The sequence below is a fragment of the Rhodococcus tibetensis genome (genome assembly GCF_024438035.1).
Lineage (GTDB): Bacteria > Actinomycetota > Actinomycetes > Mycobacteriales > Mycobacteriaceae > Rhodococcus_F > Rhodococcus_F tibetensis.
Genome location: NZ_JANFQF010000034.1, coordinates 1 through 17,430, shown reverse-complemented (window position 1 = coordinate 17,430; position 17,430 = coordinate 1). Strand labels below are relative to the sequence as shown.

The following is a 17,430-nucleotide window of genomic DNA, read 5'->3' as shown; positions in this document are numbered from 1 at the left end:
TCTGTTGTGTAGGGATTGCGAGTGCGCCTGTTCAGGCGATGTGATGGCGGGCAAGCCGGCAGTTCTCCTAAGCAACGACGTACGGCACATCCGGATCCGGTACTGAAACCGGATTACGGGACGAACCCTCGACTCTGCGCAGCGCGAGTGAGGGAAGGAAAGGACCTCCGTGACCGATACGGACCTCATCGCCGCTCCTGTGGACGCCCCCTCGGTGGATACCGTTGGCGCGCAGGCAGGCGACTCTTCACAGGCGTCATCGACCGCACCGGAAAACGGTGTAGTGACGGCCTCCACAAAGCGTGCCGAGGCGCGCCGAGGTGCCGGGCTGTCCGGAATGGTGCTGACCGAGCTCCGTGCCCTCGCAGGCGAGCTCGGAATCAAGGGCATCTCAGGCATGCGTAAGGGCGATTTGATCGCCGCGATCAAGGATCGGCAGGGCGCCGCCTCGGCGCCGGTCGACGAGGCGGCCGAGGCTGCGCCCCGCACCCGGGCATCTCGTAGCAGGCGTGAGCAGCCCGCGCAGACTGCGCTCGACGTGGCTCCGCGGCAGGAGACCGCCGAGAAGGCGGCCGCGGACAAGACGCCCGAACCTGCAGTTTCCGACGGCAGTGCTACCGACAGTGATGTTTCCGAGGGCGGCCGCCGCGGCCGTCAGCGACGTGGCTCCTCCCGCCGGGCAGGCGCTCCCGAGCAGGGTGATCAGGCCGACAACGGCCAGGACGCGTCTTCGCAGAATGCTGTCGCTTCCCAGAATGGCGCCGACAGGCAGCAGGCCGAGCGCAAGCAGGCCGACGACCGTCAGGATTCAGCCGAAAAGCCCGGAAGGCAGGACGGCTCGGGCGAGCAGGGTGGCGACCGCAGGCGTGAGCGTGGTGACAACCGCGGCAACGATCGTGGTGACCGCGCCGACCGGAACGACCGCGGTGACACCCGCGAGCGTGATCGCGGTGACACCCGCGAGCGTGACCGCGACCGTGGTGATCGCAACCAGGGCAGCAACAACGGACCGCGCACCAGTGACAACCGTGACAACAGGGGCAACGACGACGAGGAAGGCGGCCGCGGACGACGTGGACGGCGCTTCCGCGAACGCCGTCGTGGGCGTGACCGTGGCGAAGGTGGCGGCGTTGACGTACGCGAGACCGAAATCCGGGAAGACGACGTCCTCCAGCCGGTCGCCGGCATCCTGGATGTTCTCGACAACTACGCGTTCGTGCGGACGTCCGGATACCTCGCAGGGCCAAACGACGTGTACGTGTCGATGAACCTCATCCGCAAGAACGGTCTGCGCCGCGGTGACGCGATCACCGGTGCGGTCCGGGTTGCACGTGAGGGTGACCAGGGTAACCAGCGACAGAAGTTCAACCCGCTGGTGCGTATCGACACGGTCAACGGCGGCGACATCGAGGCGGCGAAGAAGCGCCCCGAGTTCGGCAAGCTCACCCCGCTGTACCCGAACCAGCGGCTGCGTCTCGAGACCACGCCGAACATCCTGACCACCCGCGTCATCGATCTCGTGATGCCGATCGGCAAGGGTCAGCGCGCGCTCATCGTGAGCCCGCCGAAGGCCGGTAAGACCAGCGTTCTGCAGGCCATCGCCAACGCGATTGCGACCAACAACCCCGAGTGCTACCTGATGGTCGTGCTGGTCGACGAGCGTCCCGAAGAGGTCACCGACATGCAGCGATCGGTCAAGGGCGAGGTCATTTCCTCAACCTTCGACCGCCCGCCGGGAGATCACACCTCGGTCGCCGAGCTCGCCATCGAGCGTGCGAAGCGGCTGGTGGAGGCGGGTAAGGACGTCGTCGTCCTCCTCGACTCGATCACTCGTCTCGGCCGTGCGTACAACAACTCGTCGCCGGCCTCGGGCCGCATCCTGTCCGGTGGTGTCGACTCGACCGCGCTGTACCCGCCGAAGCGTTTCCTCGGCGCCGCTCGCAACATCGAGAACGGCGGATCGCTCACGATCATCGCGACGGCCATGGTCGAGACCGGTTCGACCGGCGACACCGTGATCTTCGAGGAGTTCAAGGGCACCGGTAACGCCGAGCTCAAGCTCGACCGCAAGATTGCGGAACGGCGGGTGTTCCCGGCTGTGGACGTCAACCCGTCGGGAACGCGCAAGGACGAGCTGCTGCTCAGTCCGGACGAGGCCGCGGTGCTGCACAAGCTCCGCCGGGTGCTGTCGGGTCTCGATTCGCACCAGGCCATCGATCTGCTGATCGACCGCCTCAAGAAGAGTAAGAGCAATATCGAGTTCTTGATGCAGGTGTCGAAGACCGCTCCGGGAGCGATCGACGACTGAGTGCACGACACGGCAGGGCCCGGCGACATGTCGCCGGGCTTTGCTGTTTCGCCAGTACAGAGTGGGCGGAATTAAATGCGGGGAAGCGGCGTTGTTCCCTCCGCAAGCACAGATGCCGATTGGAATCGCCTCCGCGCGATCTGGCATACTGAACGGCTGAGTCCGGTTCCGGTTCACGTCTTCGAATGGCGAAGGCGACCCGGCGACCATTGAAAGGGACACCATGAAGTCAGGCATTCACCCCAATTACGTGGCCACCACCGTGGTCTGTGGTTGCGGAAACACTTTCGAGACCCGAAGCACCAAGGAGACCGGACGGATCAACGTCGAGGTCTGCTCGCAGTGCCACCCGTTCTACACCGGTAAGCAGAAGATTCTCGACACCGGTGGACGCGTCGCCCGCTTCGAGGCTCGCTACGGCAAGCGTGCCGGCAAGGGCGCAGCCAAGGAATCTGCAGAGTCCTAGCTGTTCCGCCGACGCCCGTCCTGCGATAATTGCAGGCCGGGCGTCGGCTTTTTTGTGCCGTTTCCCGCGGCATCCCCGTAGTGCGCAGCGCGCGCTGAGACGAGAGTGGAGCCCACCATGGCAGGGACGACCCAGCCGTCGGCGATCGACGACATCCTGGCCGAACATGCCGGCCTCGAGCAGCAGTTGTCGGACCCAGCGCTGCACAACGACGCCTCCGCGGCTCGCAAGGCAGGTAAGCGTTTCGCCGAGCTTGCGCCGATCATGTCGACCTACACCAAGCTCAAGGCTGCGCAGGACGATCTCGCTGCCGCGCGTGAGCTCGCCGTCGACGATTCCAGCTTCGCGGCCGAGGTGCCCGAACTCGAGGCCCAGGTGCTGGGGCTCGACAAGGCGCTGACGGACCTGCTTGCTCCGCGCGACCCGCACGATGGTGACGACGTGGTACTCGAGGTGAAGTCCGGCGAAGGCGGCGAGGAGTCGGCTTTGTTCGCATCCGACCTGGCCCGCATGTACGTCCGGTACGCGGAACGTCATGGTTGGCGCGTCGAGGTCCTCGATGCGACGGTGTCCGACCTCGGTGGCTACAAGGATGCGACGCTGTCGATCAAATCGAAGGGCGAGGTCCGCGACGGGGTATGGGCCCGTTTGAAGTTCGAGGGCGGCGTCCACCGTGTGCAGCGCGTACCCGTGACGGAGTCGCAGGGACGTGTTCACACGTCGGCTGCCGGTGTTCTGGTCTACCCGGAACCGGAGGAAGTCGAGGAGGTGCAGATCGACGAGACCGACCTGCGCATCGATGTCTACCGTTCCTCGGGTAAGGGCGGGCAGGGCGTCAACACCACCGATTCGGCGGTTCGCATCACCCATTTGCCCACCGGAATCGTCGTGACGTGCCAGAACGAACGCTCCCAGCTGCAGAACAAGGCGCGTGCCATGCAGGTGCTCGCCGCGCGCCTCCAGGCAGCGGCCGAGGAGGCGGCAGACGCCGAGGCTTCGGCCGGACGGCAGAGCCAGGTACGTACGGTCGATCGCTCCGAGCGGATCCGCACCTACAACTTCCCCGAGAATCGCATCACCGATCACCGAATCGGTTTCAAGTCCCACAATCTCGACGCCGTCCTCGATGGTGAACTGGACGCTCTTCTCGACGCGTTGGGCAAGGCGGATCGCGAGGCCAGGCTCGCCGCGGAGTAGTGCGGCAACCAGGACCGGGGCGTCACCGTTCGCATCGCGTGGCAGGCTGTACCCGTGAGCCGACTACCCCTTCGCCTGGCCTTGATCGACGCAACGACGCAACTCGACGAGGCAGGGGTGCACAGCGCCCGCGCGGACGCCGAGATGCTGGCAGCCCACCTGCTGGGGGTAGAGAGGACCCGACTGGGTCTCGTGCCGCTGGTCGACGAGTCGGTGATCGACGCCTACAAGAAAATGGTCGAGCAGCGGGCCAAGCGAATCCCGCTGCAGTACATCCTCGGAACCGCCGCCATGGGTGACATCGACATCGAGGTCGGCCCCGGCGTCTTCGTACCGCGCCCGGAAACCGAACTTCTCCTCGGGTGGGCGCTCGCCTTCCTCGGAAACTGCGATCAGCACCCGCCGGTCGTCATGGATCTGTGTACAGGGTCTGGTGCGCTCGCGCTCGCCATCGCGCACGCCCGCCCCGACGCCGTCGTACACGCCGTCGAACTCGAACCGCGTGCGCTCGCCTGGGCGCGTCGTAATGCCGATGCCCGCGCGCAGGCAGGTGACACCCCGATCAAGCTGTACCAGGGCGACGTCACCGACCGGACGATCCTCGCCAACCTCGAAGGCGCTGTCGACCTGATCGTCGCCAACCCGCCGTACATTCCCGAGGGTGTGGAACTCGAGCCGGAAGTGGCAGACCACGACCCGCACAGCGCACTCTTTGCCGGACCGGACGGGTTGTCCGTGATCAAGCCGATGATCTCGAATGTCGCACGGTGGTTGCGTATCGGGGGAGCGGTGGGCGTCGAACACGACGACACCAACGGTGCGGACGTTGCAGGGCTGTTCACGGCACGCCGGGTATTCGGTGATGTCGCCGAGCACCCGGACCTCGCAGGGAAGCCTCGCTTCGTGGTGGCCCGGCGCATCGCCACCGATATCGAGGCGCAGCGTGCAGAGGCCGCCGGCGAGGGTGAAAGAATGAGCCGGTGAGTACCGTCTACGACTGTGGCCAACCCGATTCCCGCGCTGCCGGAATGAGTGCGGCCAAGAACGCGCTGAAGGCCGGGCGACTCGTCGTACTGCCCACGGACACCCTGTACGGGATCGGTGCGGATGCATTCGACGGCGACGCGGTCGCTGCATTGCTGCGGGCGAAGGGTCGTGGCCGCGATATGCCTGTACCGGTTCTCGTCGGCTCGTGGAACACCATCGACGGCCTTGTCTACAGTGTGCGTCCGCAGACCCGAGACCTCATTCGGGCCTTCTGGCCGGGTGGATTGAGTCTTGTTGTGGAGCAAGCTCCTTCGCTGGCGTGGGACCTCGGAGATACGCGTGGAACAGTGATGCTTCGCATGCCGCTACATCCGGTTGCCCTCGAACTGCTCCGTGACGTCGGACCCCTAGCGGTGTCGAGTGCCAATGTCTCGGGGCAACCTCCTGCCACCACGGTCGAGGAAGCTCGGGAACAGCTCGGCGGATCGGCTGGCGTGTACTTGGACGGGGGCCGCGCCGAACAGGGCCAGGCCTCCACCATCGTCGATCTCACCGGTACGAGCCCGCGCATTCTGCGTGAAGGTGCCGTGCCTACGGGCGACGTCGCCGACGTGCTCGGGGTGAAGGCGGAGAGCCTGCTCGAGGGGACCGCGACGGCATGACCGAGCCGCGCGGGGCAACGGTAGCGTCTGCCTGGTGATTGCTGCCGAATCTGCCGGCGTGGTGCTGGCCCAAGCAGGTGGGGGCGCGGGTGTCCCTCTGCGTGAACTTCTTCTCGTCCTCTTCACGGCTGCGGTGGTCACCTATCTGGCCACCGGTGCCGTCCGGTTGTTCGCCCTGCGGTTCGGCGCAGTGGCGGTGCCGCGGGACCGAGACGTGCACGTCACTCCCACCCCCCGCCTCGGTGGCGTCGGAATGTATCTGGGCATGCTGGTCGCGCTGTTGTTCGCCCAGCAACTTCCCGCGCTCACCCGCGGATTCGAGTTCACCTCCGACATCCCTGCCGCCCTGGTCTCGGGATTCGTCATCGTTCTCGTGGGGGTAGTCGACGACCGATGGGGTCTCGACGCACTCACCAAGTTCGTGGGCCAGGTGACGGCCGCAGGAATTCTTGTGGTGATGGGCGTGAGTTGGTTCATCATTTACATGCCGTTCGGCGATGGCACCACAGTGATCCTCGACCAGCTCCAGGCCGGACTGGTCACGGTCGCGGTCTCGGTGGTGATGGTCAATGCCATGAACTTCGTCGACGGTCTCGACGGTCTCGCCGCAGGTCTCGGCCTCATTTCCTCGCTCGCGATCTGCGTGTTCTCGGTCGGATTGCTGCACGATCAGGGCGGCGATGTGAGTGCCTACCCACCGGCGTTGATCGCTGCGGCCCTCGCGGGTGCCTGCCTCGGCTTCTTGCCGCACAACTTCCAGCCTGCGCGCATCTTCATGGGTGACTCCGGGTCGATGCTGATCGGCCTGATGCTTGCGGCCATCTCGACCAGCGCCTCCGGCCGCATTCCGCTGACCGCGTACGGCACCCGAGACCTTCTTGGTCTCCTCTCACCGCTGCTACTCGTTGGCGCCGTCATGTTCATTCCGATCCTGGACCTACTGCTCGCGGTGGTTCGGCGCACGCGCGCCGGGGTCAGTCCGTTCAGTCCGGACAAAATGCACCTTCATCACCGTCTCCTGCAGATCGGGCACTCACATCGGCGAGTGGTCCTGCTCATCTACTTGTGGGTCGGTGTGCTTGCATTCGGTGCGGTCGGATCGGCTCTCTTCGACCGCCGGGTAGTCGTGCTTCTTGTAGCCGGGGGACTGGTGTTTGCGCTGGTCGTGACCGCCGTGCCTTCCATCCGAGGCCAGCAGCACGACCGTCAAGGGTGAGGTGACGGTTGCGGCGAGGAGGTGAGGATCCACTACCCTTGGCGACCGTGACGTTCATCCCCGCGCCTGCTCCCGATCACACCGCCTCGCTGCGGGCCGCTGTCCGCTACGGCGTGCTCGGCCTGATCGTGCTGGCGGTGGCGGGTTCCATCGTCGCGACTCTGCTCGCAGGGACACCCGGTCTCTACGGCGCTCTGCTGGGTGCGGCGGTCGGGGGAGGTTTCATCCTCTGCACCGCCCTCGGAGTGTTGTTCACCGCCAAGCTCCCTGCCATGACGGCGGGGGCGGTGCTGCTCGGTACGTGGCTGTTGAAGATGATCCTCGCGATCACCGTCCTGGCAGTACTCAAACCGCTCGACTTCTACGACAAGACGGCGTTGGTGCTGGTCATCGTGTTGTCGTTGGTGATCGTGCTCGGAGCGGAAACCTATGGGGTACTTGGCGTGAAGGCGCCCTACGTCGAGCCGCGCGCCACGGGTGACGTCGAGCCGGGAGAGACGGACGCCCAGTAGTACTACGAGATGTAGTAAAATTGAATCGACCCCGACCCCGTCTACACAACGTCGTAGATGACTTGATAAGGTCTGGGTCAAGCGAGAGCAATGAGACGGCGAGTAAGTTACTGGCCGGTATTGCATGCTTGTAGGCGGTCGCACTTCCAAGGCCGCCGAGTCGACGAGAGTCGCCGACACCGACAGACGCTGGACTCCCCGGAGTCCACAGCAGCTGACGAATACGCGAGTCGAGCTTGTCGACTTGTTTGATCGTCAATGTCCGATCGAACCGCAGTCAACAAAGGCTGCGGACCGACTACGGGAGAGAACGCTGAGCGTCATCAACGTGGCTGCTGGAGAATTCCATGCGCCTTCCCTGAACGACTTCTTCCCGCCCGCGGTCCTGTTCGAAGGGACTCCGTTCGAACTCGACCGCCTGATGCTGGTTCGCATCCTGCTGTCCGCTCTCATGATGATCTTCTTCGTCATCGCGATGCGCAGCCCGAAGATCATTCCCCGCGGTGTCCAGAACATCGGCGAGATCGCTCTCGACTTCGTCCGGATCAACATCGCCGAAGAGATTCTCGGCAAGGAACAAGGCAAGCGCTTCCTGCCCGTTATCACCACGATCTTCTTCCTGGTACTCGCCAGCAACCTCGGTAGCATCATCCCGTTCATCAACATCTCGCCCAACGCGCGTATCGGCATGCCGTTGGTGCTGGCCGCCCTGGCGTACATCGTCTTCAACTACGTGGGCATCAAGAAGTACGGGTTCTTCAAGTACGTCAAGAGCAGCATCGTGGTGCCTGGCGTCCCGCTTCCCCTGCATTTCCTGCTCGTGCCGATCGAGTTCATCTCGACCTTCGTTCTGCGGCCGTTCACGCTCATGGTGCGTCTCATGGCCAACATGCTGGCCGGCCACATCCTGCTGGTGCTGTTCTTCAGCGCCACCCAGTTCTTCTTCTTCACTTCAGGTGGCTTCCAGGCCGTGTTCGGTGTGGCATCACTCGCCGCCGGCATTGCATTCACGTTCTTCGAACTGCTGGTGATCTTCCTGCAGGCCTACGTCTTCGCGCTGCTCACGTCGGTGTACATCGACCTGGCCCTGCACGCGGATTCGCACTAACACCAACATTTCCACGACCAGCTACACCAAGAACTGAGCCTCCCGCCGAATCCGGCGGAGGTCAACAGAAAGGGAACGGAACACCATGAGCCTCGCCTACCTCGCTCAGGAAGCTGTCCAGGAAACCAACTCGACGGGATTCGGAGCCATCGGCTACGGTCTCGCCGCGATCGGCCCCGGCATCGGCGTGGGTATCGTTGTCGGTAAGGCGATCGAGGGCATGGTTCGCCAGCCTGAGATGGCCGGACAGGTTCGTACCACCATGTTCCTCGGTATCGCCTTCACCGAAGCCCTCGCGCTGATCGGCCTCGTCGCCGGCTTCATTTTCTAAGACCGTCATGGCAGCCAACATCGCAGTCCTCGCGCAGGAAGAGAGTCACAACCCTCTCCTGCCCGAGATGTATGACATCGTTTGGTCTCTCGTCTGCCTGCTCGTCGTCGGCTTCGTCTTCTGGAAGTATGTCCTTCCGATGTTCCAGAAGGTCCTCGCCGAGCGAACCGAACAGATCGACGGCGGCATCAAGAGGGCCGAAGAAGCCCAGGCCGAGGCGAAGGCGGCGCTCGAGCAGTACCGTGCCCAGCTCGCCGAAGCTCGCACCGAAGCTGCGCAGATCCGTGAGGACGCGCGCACCCAGGGGCAGCAGATCATCGCCGAGATGAAGGCACAGGCTCAGGAAGAGAGCGACCGCATCGTGGCCTCCGGTCACAGCCAGTTGGTTGCTCAGCGGCAGCAGATCGTCACCGAACTGCGTGGCGAACTCGGACGCACCGCGGTCGACCTCGCTGAGAAGGTCATCGGGGAGTCGCTCTCCGACGACGTCAAGCGGGCCGGCACGGTCGACCGATTCCTGAACGAGCTCGACGCCATCGGCGCAAATTCCGCAGCAGGGAAGTGAGCACCATGTACGCAGCGAGCCGCGAGGCCTTGACGCAGACACGTGCTGCGTTGTCTTCGGCCTTGGGATCCGTCTCTGCCGGAGCAGCCACAGCGGCCGCGGCCCAGACCGGGGCAGAGCTGTTCGCGGTCGTCGAGACCCTGGACGTTCAGCGCACTCTCCGTAGTGCGCTGTCGGACAACTCGGCGGCCGGGAGCGCTCGCGAAGGTCTGGCCGAGCAGGTGTTCGGTGGCAAGGTTTCCGCGGAAACCGTCGCCACCGTGAAGGCGGCGGTGGGCCAGAACTGGTCCACCACCTCCGACCTGCTCAACTCGCTGGTGCTCCTCGGTCGGGAGTCGCTGCTCAAAGCAGCGGCCGACCAGGGACAGCTCGACGGGGTCGAGGACGAATTGTTCCGACTCGGTCGAATCGTCGCAGGTGACCCGACTCTCGAACAGGCGCTTTCCGATCGATCCGTCTCGGCGAAAGCCAAGCGTGACCTGCTCTCCAAGCTGCTGTACGGCAAGGTGACCGCAGTCACGGAGGCGCTGGCCGTTCAGGCAGTGGGCCGGTTGAAGTCGACCGCCCCCGCGGATGCGTTCGACGCATTGGCGAATCTGGCGGCAGCTCGGCGAGAAGCCGTCGTCGCGAAGGTTCGGAGCGCTTCTACACTGAGCAGTGAGCAAGCCGATCGGCTGGCCGCCGCCCTCACCCGTACCTACGGGAAGCCGGTGACGGTTCACGTGGAGGTCGATCCCGAGCTCCTCAGCGGCTTGGTCGTCCGGGTGGGCGACGAGGTAATCGACGGCAGCGCAGCGGGGCGTCTCGCAGCGTTGCGTAAGTCCCTCAAGTAGTCCGCATCCGAATCAATACCCAGATACTTCCGAAAACCAGACACCGAGAGCAGGAACAATCATGGCGGAGCTGACGATCTCCTCCGACGAGATCCGTAGCGCGATCGAGAACTACACCGCGAGCTACTCCCCGGAGGCCTCCCGTGAGGAGGTCGGCGTTGTGACCGACACCAGCGACGGCATCGCGCACGTCAGTGGCCTGCCTTCGGCGATGGCCAACGAACTGCTGGAATTCCCCGGCGGAATCCTGGGCGTTGCCCTCAACCTCGACGCCACCGAAATCGGTGCCGTCATCCTGGGTGACTACGCGGACCTGCAGGAAGGCCAGGAAGTCAAGCGGACCGGCGACGTGCTGTCGGTTCCCGTCGGCGACGGTTTCCTCGGGCGCGTCGTGGACCCCCTCGGCCAGCCGATCGACGGTCTGGGCGAGATCGAGAGCAACGAGACCCGCGCCCTCGAACTGCAGGCGGCGTCCGTGCTCGAGCGTCAGCCCGTCGAGGAGCCGCTGCAGACCGGCATCAAGGCCATCGACGCCATGACGCCGATCGGCCGCGGACAGCGTCAGCTCATCATCGGCGACCGCAAGACGGGCAAGACCGCCGTCTGCATCGACGCGATCCTGAACCAGAAGGCCAACTGGGAGACCGGCGACGAGAAGCAGCAGGTTCGCTGCATCTACGTCGCGATCGGCCAGAAGGGCTCCACCATCGCGGGCGTCAAGGCAGCCCTCGAGGAGCAGGGCGCGATGGAGTACACCACCATCGTCGCCGCCCCCGCGTCTGATTCCGCCGGCTTCAAGTGGCTCGCTCCGTACACCGGTTCCGCCATCGGTCAGCACTGGATGTACCAGGGCAAGCACGTCCTGGTCGTGTTCGACGACCTGACCAAGCAGGCCGAGGCGTACCGCGCCATCTCCCTGCTGCTGCGTCGTCCGCCGGGACGTGAGGCCTACCCCGGTGACGTCTTCTACCTGCACTCCCGTCTGCTGGAACGTTCGGCGAAGCTGTCCGACGCGCTCGGCGGTGGATCGCTGACGGCACTGCCGATCATCGAAACCAAGGCGAACGACGTCTCGGCGTACATCCCGACCAACGTCATTTCGATCACCGACGGTCAGGTGTTCCTCGAGTCGGACCTTTTCAACAAGGGTGTTCGTCCCGCCATCAACGTCGGTATCTCGGTGTCCCGCGTCGGTGGTGCCGCTCAGACCAAGGGCATGAAGAAGGTGTCCGGTTCGCTTCGTCTGGAGCTGGCACAGTTCCGTGAGCTCGAAGCGTTCTCCGCTTTCGCCTCGGACCTCGATGCCGCGTCGAAGGCGCAGCTCGAGCGTGGTGCTCGTCTGGTCGAGCTGCTCAAGCAGGATCAGTACAGCCCCATTCCGGTCGAGGACCAGATCGTCTCGATCTACCTCGCCGGTGAAGGCATCTTCGACAGCGTTCCCGTCGGTGACGTGCGCCGCTTCGAGACGGAGTTGCTCGAAGACCTGCACCGCAGCGCTTCCGCCGTGTACGACAGCATCAAGGGCGGCAAGGCGCTCGATGCCGACAACGCCGCTGCACTGATCAAGGCCACCGACAAGTTCAAGGAAGGCTTCCTCGCGTCCGACGGAAGCAGGGTCGTGAACGAGGCGGAGGCCGAGGCGCTCGACGCCAACGAGGTCGGGCACGAGCAGATCAACGTCAAGCGCACCACCGTCAGCAAGTGAGCGCCCAGTCCATGACACTGCGTCGCACCACCACAGGGACGCCGCGAAACATGAAGGGAGAGTGATCGATCGATGGCAAGCATTCTCGAACTGCGGTCTCGTATCAAGTCGGTCAACTCGACCAAGAAGATCACCAAGGCCCAGGAGCTGATCGCGACCTCGCGCATCACGAAGGCTCAGGCCCGTGTCGCTGCGTCGAAGCCGTATGCCGAGGAGATCACCAAGGTTCTGACGGAGCTGGCGAGTGCGTCGGCCTCGCTGGACCACCCGTTGCTCAACGAGCGCACCGACGCCAAGCGCGCTGCCGTCCTGGTGGTTACCAGTGACCGCGGCATGTGCGGTGGGTACAACTCCAACGTCCTCAAAGAGGCCGAGGAACTGTTCCAGTTGCTGCGCAGCGAGGGCAAGGACCCGGTCATCTTCGTGCTCGGCGCCAAGGGTCTCGGCTACTACACGTTCCGTGGCCGCGACCTGGGAGCTGCGTGGACAGGGTTCTCACAGGACCCCGGCTACTCCGACGCTGCCAAGGCGAGCCGCCACCTGGTGGAGCTTTTCATGGCCGGATCCGGCTCCGAGATCCCCGCCTACAACGGCGAGGGAACCATCGAAGGCGTCGACGAGCTGCACATCGTCTACACCAGGTTCGTGTCGATGCTCACTCAGTCTCCTGAGGTTCGGCGGATGGCTCCGCTCGACGTCACGGTCTCCGAGGAGAACATCGAACTCGGTGAAGACATGCTGTCGAACGGTCACCGCAACGACGAACCGGTCGCCGGATACAACTTCGAGCCGGAACCCGACAGGCTGCTCGGTGCCCTGCTGCCGAAGTACATCAGCACCCGCATCTACTCCTCGCTGCTCGATGCTGCGGCGTCGGAGTCGGCTGCCCGTCGTACGGCCATGAAGGCGGCGACGGACAACGCAAACGAACTGGTGAACACTCTCAGCCGTCAGGCCAACCAGGCTCGCCAGGCCCAGATCACCCAGGAAATCAGCGAGATCGTCGGCGGCGCAAATGCGCTCGCCTCGAGCGCAGGAAGTGACTAAGCAATGACCGCAGCAGTAACCGAAACAAACGGGGCAGGTTCGGATTCGTCCGTGGCCGGCCGCGTCGTGCGGGTCATCGGTCCCGTCGTGGACGTTGAATTCCCGCGTGGCTCCATTCCTGAACTGTTCAACGCCTTGCATGCCGAGATCACGCTCCCCTCGGTCGCCAAGACGCTGACCCTCGAGGTCGCGCAGCACCTCGGTGACAACCTGGTGCGCACCGTCTCCATGCAGCCGACGGACGGCCTCGTCCGCGGCACCTCGGTGGCGGACACGGGCAAGCCGATCTCGGTTCCCGTCGGCGACGTCGTCAAGGGCCACGTGTTCAACGCGCTGGGCGACTGCCTCGACGCTCCCGGCACGGGACGTGACGGCGAGCAGTGGGGCATCCACCGCAAGCCACCAGCCTTCGACCAGCTCGAGGGTAAGACGGAGATCCTCGAGACCGGTATCAAGGTCATCGACCTCCTCACCCCGTACGTCAAGGGTGGAAAGATCGGTCTGTTCGGTGGTGCCGGTGTCGGCAAGACCGTTCTGATCCAGGAGATGATCACCCGAATCGCCCGCGAGTTCTCCGGAACCTCGGTGTTCGCCGGCGTCGGTGAGCGCACCCGTGAGGGCACCGACCTTCACCTCGAGATGGAAGAGATGGGCGTCCTCCAGGACACCGCCCTCGTGTTCGGCCAGATGGACGAGCCGCCGGGAACGCGTATGCGCGTTGCCCTGTCCGCACTGACCATGGCGGAGTACTTCCGCGATGTCCAGGGCCAGGACGTTCTGCTGTTCATCGACAACATCTTCCGTTTCACCCAGGCCGGTTCCGAGGTGTCGACCCTGCTCGGTCGTATGCCTTCGGCCGTGGGTTACCAGCCGACCCTGGCGGACGAGATGGGTGAGCTGCAGGAACGAATCACCTCGACGCGTGGTCGCTCCATCACCTCGCTGCAGGCGATCTACGTGCCCGCCGACGACTACACCGACCCGGCGCCGGCCACGACGTTCGCGCACCTCGACGCGACCACCGAGCTGTCGCGTCCGATCTCGCAGATGGGTATCTACCCCGCTGTGGACCCGCTGAGCTCCACCTCCCGCATCCTGGAGCCCGGCATCGTCGGTGCCGAGCACTTCCGGGTTGCCAACGAGGTCAAGCGGATCCTGCAGAAGTACAAGGAACTGCAGGACATCATCGCCATCCTCGGTATGGACGAACTGCAGGAAGAGGACAAGGTCCTCGTCGGCCGTGCCCGTCGTCTCCAGAAGTTCCTCGGCCAGAACTTCATCGTCGCCGAGAAGTTCACCGGTGAGCCCGGATCCGTGGTGCCGCTCCGCGACACCATCGAGGCGTTCGACCGCGTCTGCAAGGGCGAGTTCGATCACCTGCCCGAGCAGGCGTTCAACAGCTGCGGTGGACTCGACGACGTCGAGGCTGCAGCCAAGAAGATCGCCGGAAAGTAGTCGACGATGGCTGAGATGACCGTGGAACTCGTCGCTGTCGAGCGACGGTTGTGGTCTGGTTCGGCGACTCTCGTCAGTGCACAGACGACCGAGGGCGAAATCGGTGTCATGCCTGGTCACGAGCCTGTTCTCGGACAGCTCGTTGAGGGTGGCGTTGTCGCGATCACGACAGCCGACGGTGAACGCATCGTCGCGGCAGTGCACGGGGGGTTCCTGTCCGTGACCGCGAAATCCGTCACGATCCTCGCCGAGTCCGCTGAACTCGCGGAGGACATCGACGTGGAAGCCGCCAGGGCAGTGCTCGAGGAGAGCGGAGACGATCTCGAGGCGATTGCTGTCGCCAAGGGTCGAGTTCGCGCCGTCGAGCGCGCATAGGTTATACGAGACAGACCGCGACGGAGCCGACGAACAGTGACAATCGGAATGACTGTGTTGATCATTCTGGTTGTGCTGCTTGCCGCCTTCGTCGCGGTCTTTCTCTATCGTCTTGCAGTTCTTCGCCGCGGTGGAACCGCGGCCATTCTCCGCGTGGCGCCTTCCGCGGGGGACACCGGATGGCGTCATGGCGTCATCCGCTACGGCGAGGGCTCCCTCGTCTTCTTCAAATTGTCGAGCTTGCGTCCGGGTCCCGATTCCCGCATCGAACGGCAGGGAATCGAGGTCGAGGGTCGTCGTAAACCAGAAGGCTCCGAGTTCGACATCATGTCCGACGAGATTGTCATCCTGTCCGTGAAGGATCGAGGCACAGAGTACGAGATCGCCTTGGACGGTGGTGCTTTGACCGCGTTCCTGTCCTGGGTCGAATCTCGTCCGTCGGGCCGATCGGTGCGCGGGCGCCGAATCTGATCAGGCTTTCCCGGCTCCCGGCTTCCAGAGCACGTCTCCTTCGGGGTTCGCGATTCGGCCGAGGATGAAGAGTAGGTCCGAGAGCCGGTTCAAGTACTTCGCCGGCAGCGCGTGGGTAGTGTCGGGATTCGCATCGATAGCGGCCCACGCCGATCGCTCAGCTCGCCGAGTCACGGTCCGAGCGACGTGGAGTAGAGCTCCCAGGGGAGTGCCGCCGGGAAGTATGAAGGAGTTCAACGGCTCGAGACGCTCGTTCAGTGCGTCACACCAGCCTTCGAGCCGTTCGACATAGTCGGCGGTGATACGCAGCGGTGGGTATCGGGGTTCCGCGACGACCGGGGTGGACAGATCGGCACCGGCATCGAACAGATCGTTCTGGATCTGCCGGAGCATCGACCGAATCTCCTCTGACGGATTTCCCAGCGCGACCGCGACGCCGATCGCAGCGTTCGCTTCGTCGCAGTCCGCATATGCGACGAGGCGGGGATCGTTCTTCGGTACTCGGGAGAAATCGCTGAGTCCAGTAGTCCCGTCGTCGCCGGTCCGGGTGTAGATCTTGGTGAGGTGTACGGCCATAGCGTTACGGTACCGGCCTTCGATGTCGGCACCGCTGGCTCTAGGCTGTGCTTTGTGAGCGAACGCTTCCTTGTTACCGGCGGTAACCGCCTCGTAGGTGAAGTGTCTGTCGGGGGTGCAAAGAACAGCGTTCTCAAGCTGATGGCGGCGGCGCTGTTGGCTGAGGGCACCACCGTAGTGACCAATTGCCCTGACATCCTGGACGTACCCCTGATGGCCGACGTCCTGCGCGGCCTCGGGTGTGACGTGGTCCTCGAAGATTCGATCGTTCGGATCACCACTCCCGCGGAACCGAAGTATCACGCGGACTTTGCCGCAGTTCGTCAGTTCCGGGCGTCGGTGTGTGTGCTGGGCCCCCTGGTGGCGAGGTGCAAGCGCGCGGTGGTCGCACTACCCGGTGGCGACGCCATCGGTTCGAGGCCACTCGACATGCATCAGTCCGGACTTCGTTTGCTGGGCGCGCAAAGCACTATCGAACACGGGTGCGTGGTCGCCCAGGCCGACGATCTGCACGGTGCCAACATCCGGCTTGCATTCCCGTCCGTGGGGGCGACGGAGAACATCCTTATGGCCGCTGTTCTCGCGAAAGGCGAGACGGTGATCGACAATGCCGCGCGTGAGCCCGAGATCGTCGACTTGTGCAACATGCTGATCCGCATGGGTGCCAAGATTCTGGGAGCGGGCACCTCGACGCTCACCATAAAGGGTGTCGACCAGCTCGAACCGACCACCCACCGCGTGATCGGCGACCGTATTGTGGCCGCGACGTGGGGGATCGCCGCGTCGATGACCCGGGGCGATGTTCGTGTCCGCGGTGTGAACCCGAAACATCTCGGCTTGGTCCTGGACAAGTTGCGGGCGGCCGGGGCCGACGTCACCATCGAGGCCGATGGTTTCCGGGTGGTGCAGCAGGCCCGTCCCAACGCGGTCAATTTCGCGACCCTTCCGTATCCGGGTTTCCCGACGGACCTGCAGCCGATGGCGATCGGACTCGCTGCCGTCGCTGAGGGGACCTCGATGATCACGGAGAACGTGTTCGAGGCCAGGTTCCGTTTCGTCGAGGAGATGATCCGGCTGGGCGCTGACGCGCGGACGGACGGACACCATGCGGTGATCCGCGGCATACCTCAGCTGTCGAGCGCACCTGTGTGGTCGTCCGACATCAGGGCGGGCGCCGGCCTGGTGCTTGCAGGTCTTGTTGCCGACGGCGTGACCGAGGTGCATGACGTGTTCCACATCGACCGCGGCTACCCATATTTCGTAGAGAACCTGCAAGGTCTCGGGGGCCAGATCGAGCGCGTCGACGCTGTAACCTGAAGGGTTCGCGACCGGCGCACCGCCCGATGGTCGCAGGTGAGTCGGGCGTCACAGTCGCTGTTCGGCTCCCGTAAGGGCCGAAGTTGCTGCGCTCTACCCGTTTGACCAGCACGGACTGGCTGGGACGACGCGGTGACCTGGGGATTTGGCGGGTTGTTCCCCTTCGCGTAACTTATTGGAAGTCAGAGCGACACGGACACCGACTCCGCCTGTAAGGGCTGGGGACACGAGGTTGTACGGAGTGCCTGGCGAAATTTTCCGAAGTGGGCCATCGTGTATGGTTGTGCTTCAGCCCCGGA

General features: G+C 64.3%; 18 protein-coding genes. 17 read left to right on the top strand and 1 reads right to left on the bottom strand.

Annotated elements, in window-relative coordinates; translation table 11 throughout:
- Window positions 1–169: 169 nt before the first annotated feature.
- The 16 genes from rho to NOF53_RS26240 all read left to right on the top strand — a co-directional run bounded on the left by rho (window position 170) and on the right by NOF53_RS26240 (window position 15,238).
- Window positions 170–2,308 (top strand): transcription termination factor Rho, encoded by a 2,139-nt coding sequence (gene rho, locus NOF53_RS26315; protein ID WP_255974435.1) that lies wholly within the window; start codon window positions 170–172, stop codon window positions 2,306–2,308.
- Window positions 2,309–2,531: 223 nt separating this feature from the next.
- The gene (gene rpmE, locus NOF53_RS26310; RefSeq protein WP_109328687.1) at window positions 2,532–2,774 is read left to right on the top strand and encodes a 50S ribosomal protein L31; all 243 of its coding nucleotides are present in this window, start codon (window positions 2,532–2,534) and stop codon (window positions 2,772–2,774) included.
- A 117-nt stretch (window positions 2,775–2,891) separates the two neighbouring features.
- Window positions 2,892–3,971 (top strand): peptide chain release factor 1, encoded by a 1,080-nt coding sequence (gene prfA / locus NOF53_RS26305; RefSeq protein WP_255974433.1) that lies wholly within the window; start codon window positions 2,892–2,894, stop codon window positions 3,969–3,971.
- Window positions 3,972–4,025: 54 nt separating this feature from the next.
- Window positions 4,026–4,955, top strand: coding sequence for a peptide chain release factor N(5)-glutamine methyltransferase (gene prmC, locus NOF53_RS26300; RefSeq protein ID WP_255974431.1), 930 nt, complete (start codon window positions 4,026–4,028; stop codon window positions 4,953–4,955).
- The gene (locus tag NOF53_RS26295) at window positions 4,952–5,620 is read left to right on the top strand and encodes an L-threonylcarbamoyladenylate synthase (protein ID WP_255974429.1); all 669 of its coding nucleotides are present in this window, start codon (window positions 4,952–4,954) and stop codon (window positions 5,618–5,620) included. Before prmC ends, NOF53_RS26295 begins: the two co-directional genes overlap by 4 nt.
- Window positions 5,621–5,654: 34 nt before the next feature.
- Complete coding sequence (locus tag NOF53_RS26290; protein ID WP_255974427.1) at window positions 5,655–6,836, top strand: glycosyltransferase family 4 protein; 1,182 nt, start codon at window positions 5,655–5,657, stop codon at window positions 6,834–6,836.
- Between the two features lie 38 nt (window positions 6,837–6,874).
- The gene (locus NOF53_RS26285) at window positions 6,875–7,348 is read left to right on the top strand and encodes a Cg1360 family ATP-synthase-associated protein (RefSeq protein WP_255974425.1); all 474 of its coding nucleotides are present in this window, start codon (window positions 6,875–6,877) and stop codon (window positions 7,346–7,348) included.
- A 328-nt stretch (window positions 7,349–7,676) separates the two neighbouring features.
- The gene (gene atpB / locus NOF53_RS26280; RefSeq protein WP_255974423.1) at window positions 7,677–8,456 is read left to right on the top strand and encodes a F0F1 ATP synthase subunit A; all 780 of its coding nucleotides are present in this window, start codon (window positions 7,677–7,679) and stop codon (window positions 8,454–8,456) included.
- A gap of 85 nt (window positions 8,457–8,541) precedes the next feature.
- On the top strand, window positions 8,542–8,787 hold the full coding sequence (locus NOF53_RS26275) for an ATP synthase F0 subunit C (protein ID WP_005252955.1): 246 nt from the start codon (window positions 8,542–8,544) through the stop codon (window positions 8,785–8,787).
- 7 nt (window positions 8,788–8,794) lie between these two features.
- Window positions 8,795–9,352, top strand: a complete 558-nt coding sequence (locus NOF53_RS26270; protein ID WP_255974420.1) for a F0F1 ATP synthase subunit B — start codon at window positions 8,795–8,797, stop codon at window positions 9,350–9,352.
- A gap of 5 nt (window positions 9,353–9,357) precedes the next feature.
- Window positions 9,358–10,185 carry a F0F1 ATP synthase subunit delta gene (locus NOF53_RS26265; protein ID WP_255974418.1) on the top strand — a complete coding sequence of 276 codons (828 nt, stop codon included), beginning with the start codon at window positions 9,358–9,360 and terminating at the stop codon, window positions 10,183–10,185.
- 61 nt (window positions 10,186–10,246) lie between these two features.
- Complete coding sequence (atpA, locus tag NOF53_RS26260; RefSeq protein ID WP_255974416.1) at window positions 10,247–11,890, top strand: F0F1 ATP synthase subunit alpha; 1,644 nt, start codon at window positions 10,247–10,249, stop codon at window positions 11,888–11,890.
- A gap of 72 nt (window positions 11,891–11,962) precedes the next feature.
- Complete coding sequence (locus tag NOF53_RS26255; protein WP_255974414.1) at window positions 11,963–12,937, top strand: F0F1 ATP synthase subunit gamma; 975 nt, start codon at window positions 11,963–11,965, stop codon at window positions 12,935–12,937.
- 3 nt (window positions 12,938–12,940) lie between these two features.
- A complete protein-coding gene (gene atpD / locus NOF53_RS26250; protein WP_109328707.1) occupies window positions 12,941–14,392 on the top strand; it encodes a F0F1 ATP synthase subunit beta in 1,452 nt (483 codons plus the stop codon).
- Between the two features lie 6 nt (window positions 14,393–14,398).
- Window positions 14,399–14,767, top strand: a complete 369-nt coding sequence (locus NOF53_RS26245; RefSeq protein ID WP_255974410.1) for a F0F1 ATP synthase subunit epsilon — start codon at window positions 14,399–14,401, stop codon at window positions 14,765–14,767.
- A gap of 48 nt (window positions 14,768–14,815) precedes the next feature.
- Window positions 14,816–15,238, top strand: coding sequence for a DUF2550 domain-containing protein (locus tag NOF53_RS26240; protein WP_255974408.1), 423 nt, complete (start codon window positions 14,816–14,818; stop codon window positions 15,236–15,238).
- On the opposite strand, the gene NOF53_RS26235 is transcribed toward NOF53_RS26240, so the two are convergent.
- Complete coding sequence (locus NOF53_RS26235) at window positions 15,239–15,814, bottom strand: cob(I)yrinic acid a,c-diamide adenosyltransferase (protein ID WP_255974407.1); 576 nt, start codon at window positions 15,812–15,814, stop codon at window positions 15,239–15,241. It lies immediately after the preceding gene.
- A 54-nt stretch (window positions 15,815–15,868) separates the two neighbouring features.
- Here NOF53_RS26235 and murA point away from each other — a divergent pair, with 54 nt between their 5' ends.
- Window positions 15,869–17,131, top strand: coding sequence for a UDP-N-acetylglucosamine 1-carboxyvinyltransferase (gene murA, locus NOF53_RS26230; protein WP_255974405.1), 1,263 nt, complete (start codon window positions 15,869–15,871; stop codon window positions 17,129–17,131).
- The last annotated feature ends 299 nt before the right edge of the window (window positions 17,132–17,430 follow it).

Bases quoted from the DNA above. Each gene is read 5' to 3' on its own strand.
- rpmE (WP_109328687.1), top strand. From the start codon at position 2,532: ATGAAGTCAGGCATTCACCCCAATTACGTGGCCACCACCGTGGTCTGT.
- prfA (WP_255974433.1), top strand. From the start codon at position 2,892: ATGGCAGGGACGACCCAGCCGTCGGCGATCGACGACATCCTGGCCGAA.
- NOF53_RS26275 (WP_005252955.1), top strand. From the start codon at position 8,542: ATGAGCCTCGCCTACCTCGCTCAGGAAGCTGTCCAGGAAACCAACTCG.
- NOF53_RS26270 (WP_255974420.1), top strand. From the start codon at position 8,795: ATGGCAGCCAACATCGCAGTCCTCGCGCAGGAAGAGAGTCACAACCCT.
- NOF53_RS26265 (WP_255974418.1), top strand. From the start codon at position 9,358: ATGTACGCAGCGAGCCGCGAGGCCTTGACGCAGACACGTGCTGCGTTG.
- atpA (WP_255974416.1), top strand. From the start codon at position 10,247: ATGGCGGAGCTGACGATCTCCTCCGACGAGATCCGTAGCGCGATCGAG.
- NOF53_RS26255 (WP_255974414.1), top strand. From the start codon at position 11,963: ATGGCAAGCATTCTCGAACTGCGGTCTCGTATCAAGTCGGTCAACTCG.
- atpD (WP_109328707.1), top strand. From the start codon at position 12,941: ATGACCGCAGCAGTAACCGAAACAAACGGGGCAGGTTCGGATTCGTCC.
- NOF53_RS26245 (WP_255974410.1), top strand. From the start codon at position 14,399: ATGGCTGAGATGACCGTGGAACTCGTCGCTGTCGAGCGACGGTTGTGG.
- NOF53_RS26240 (WP_255974408.1), top strand. From the start codon at position 14,816: ATGACTGTGTTGATCATTCTGGTTGTGCTGCTTGCCGCCTTCGTCGCG.
- NOF53_RS26235 (WP_255974407.1), bottom strand. From the start codon at position 15,814: ATGGCCGTACACCTCACCAAGATCTACACCCGGACCGGCGACGACGGG.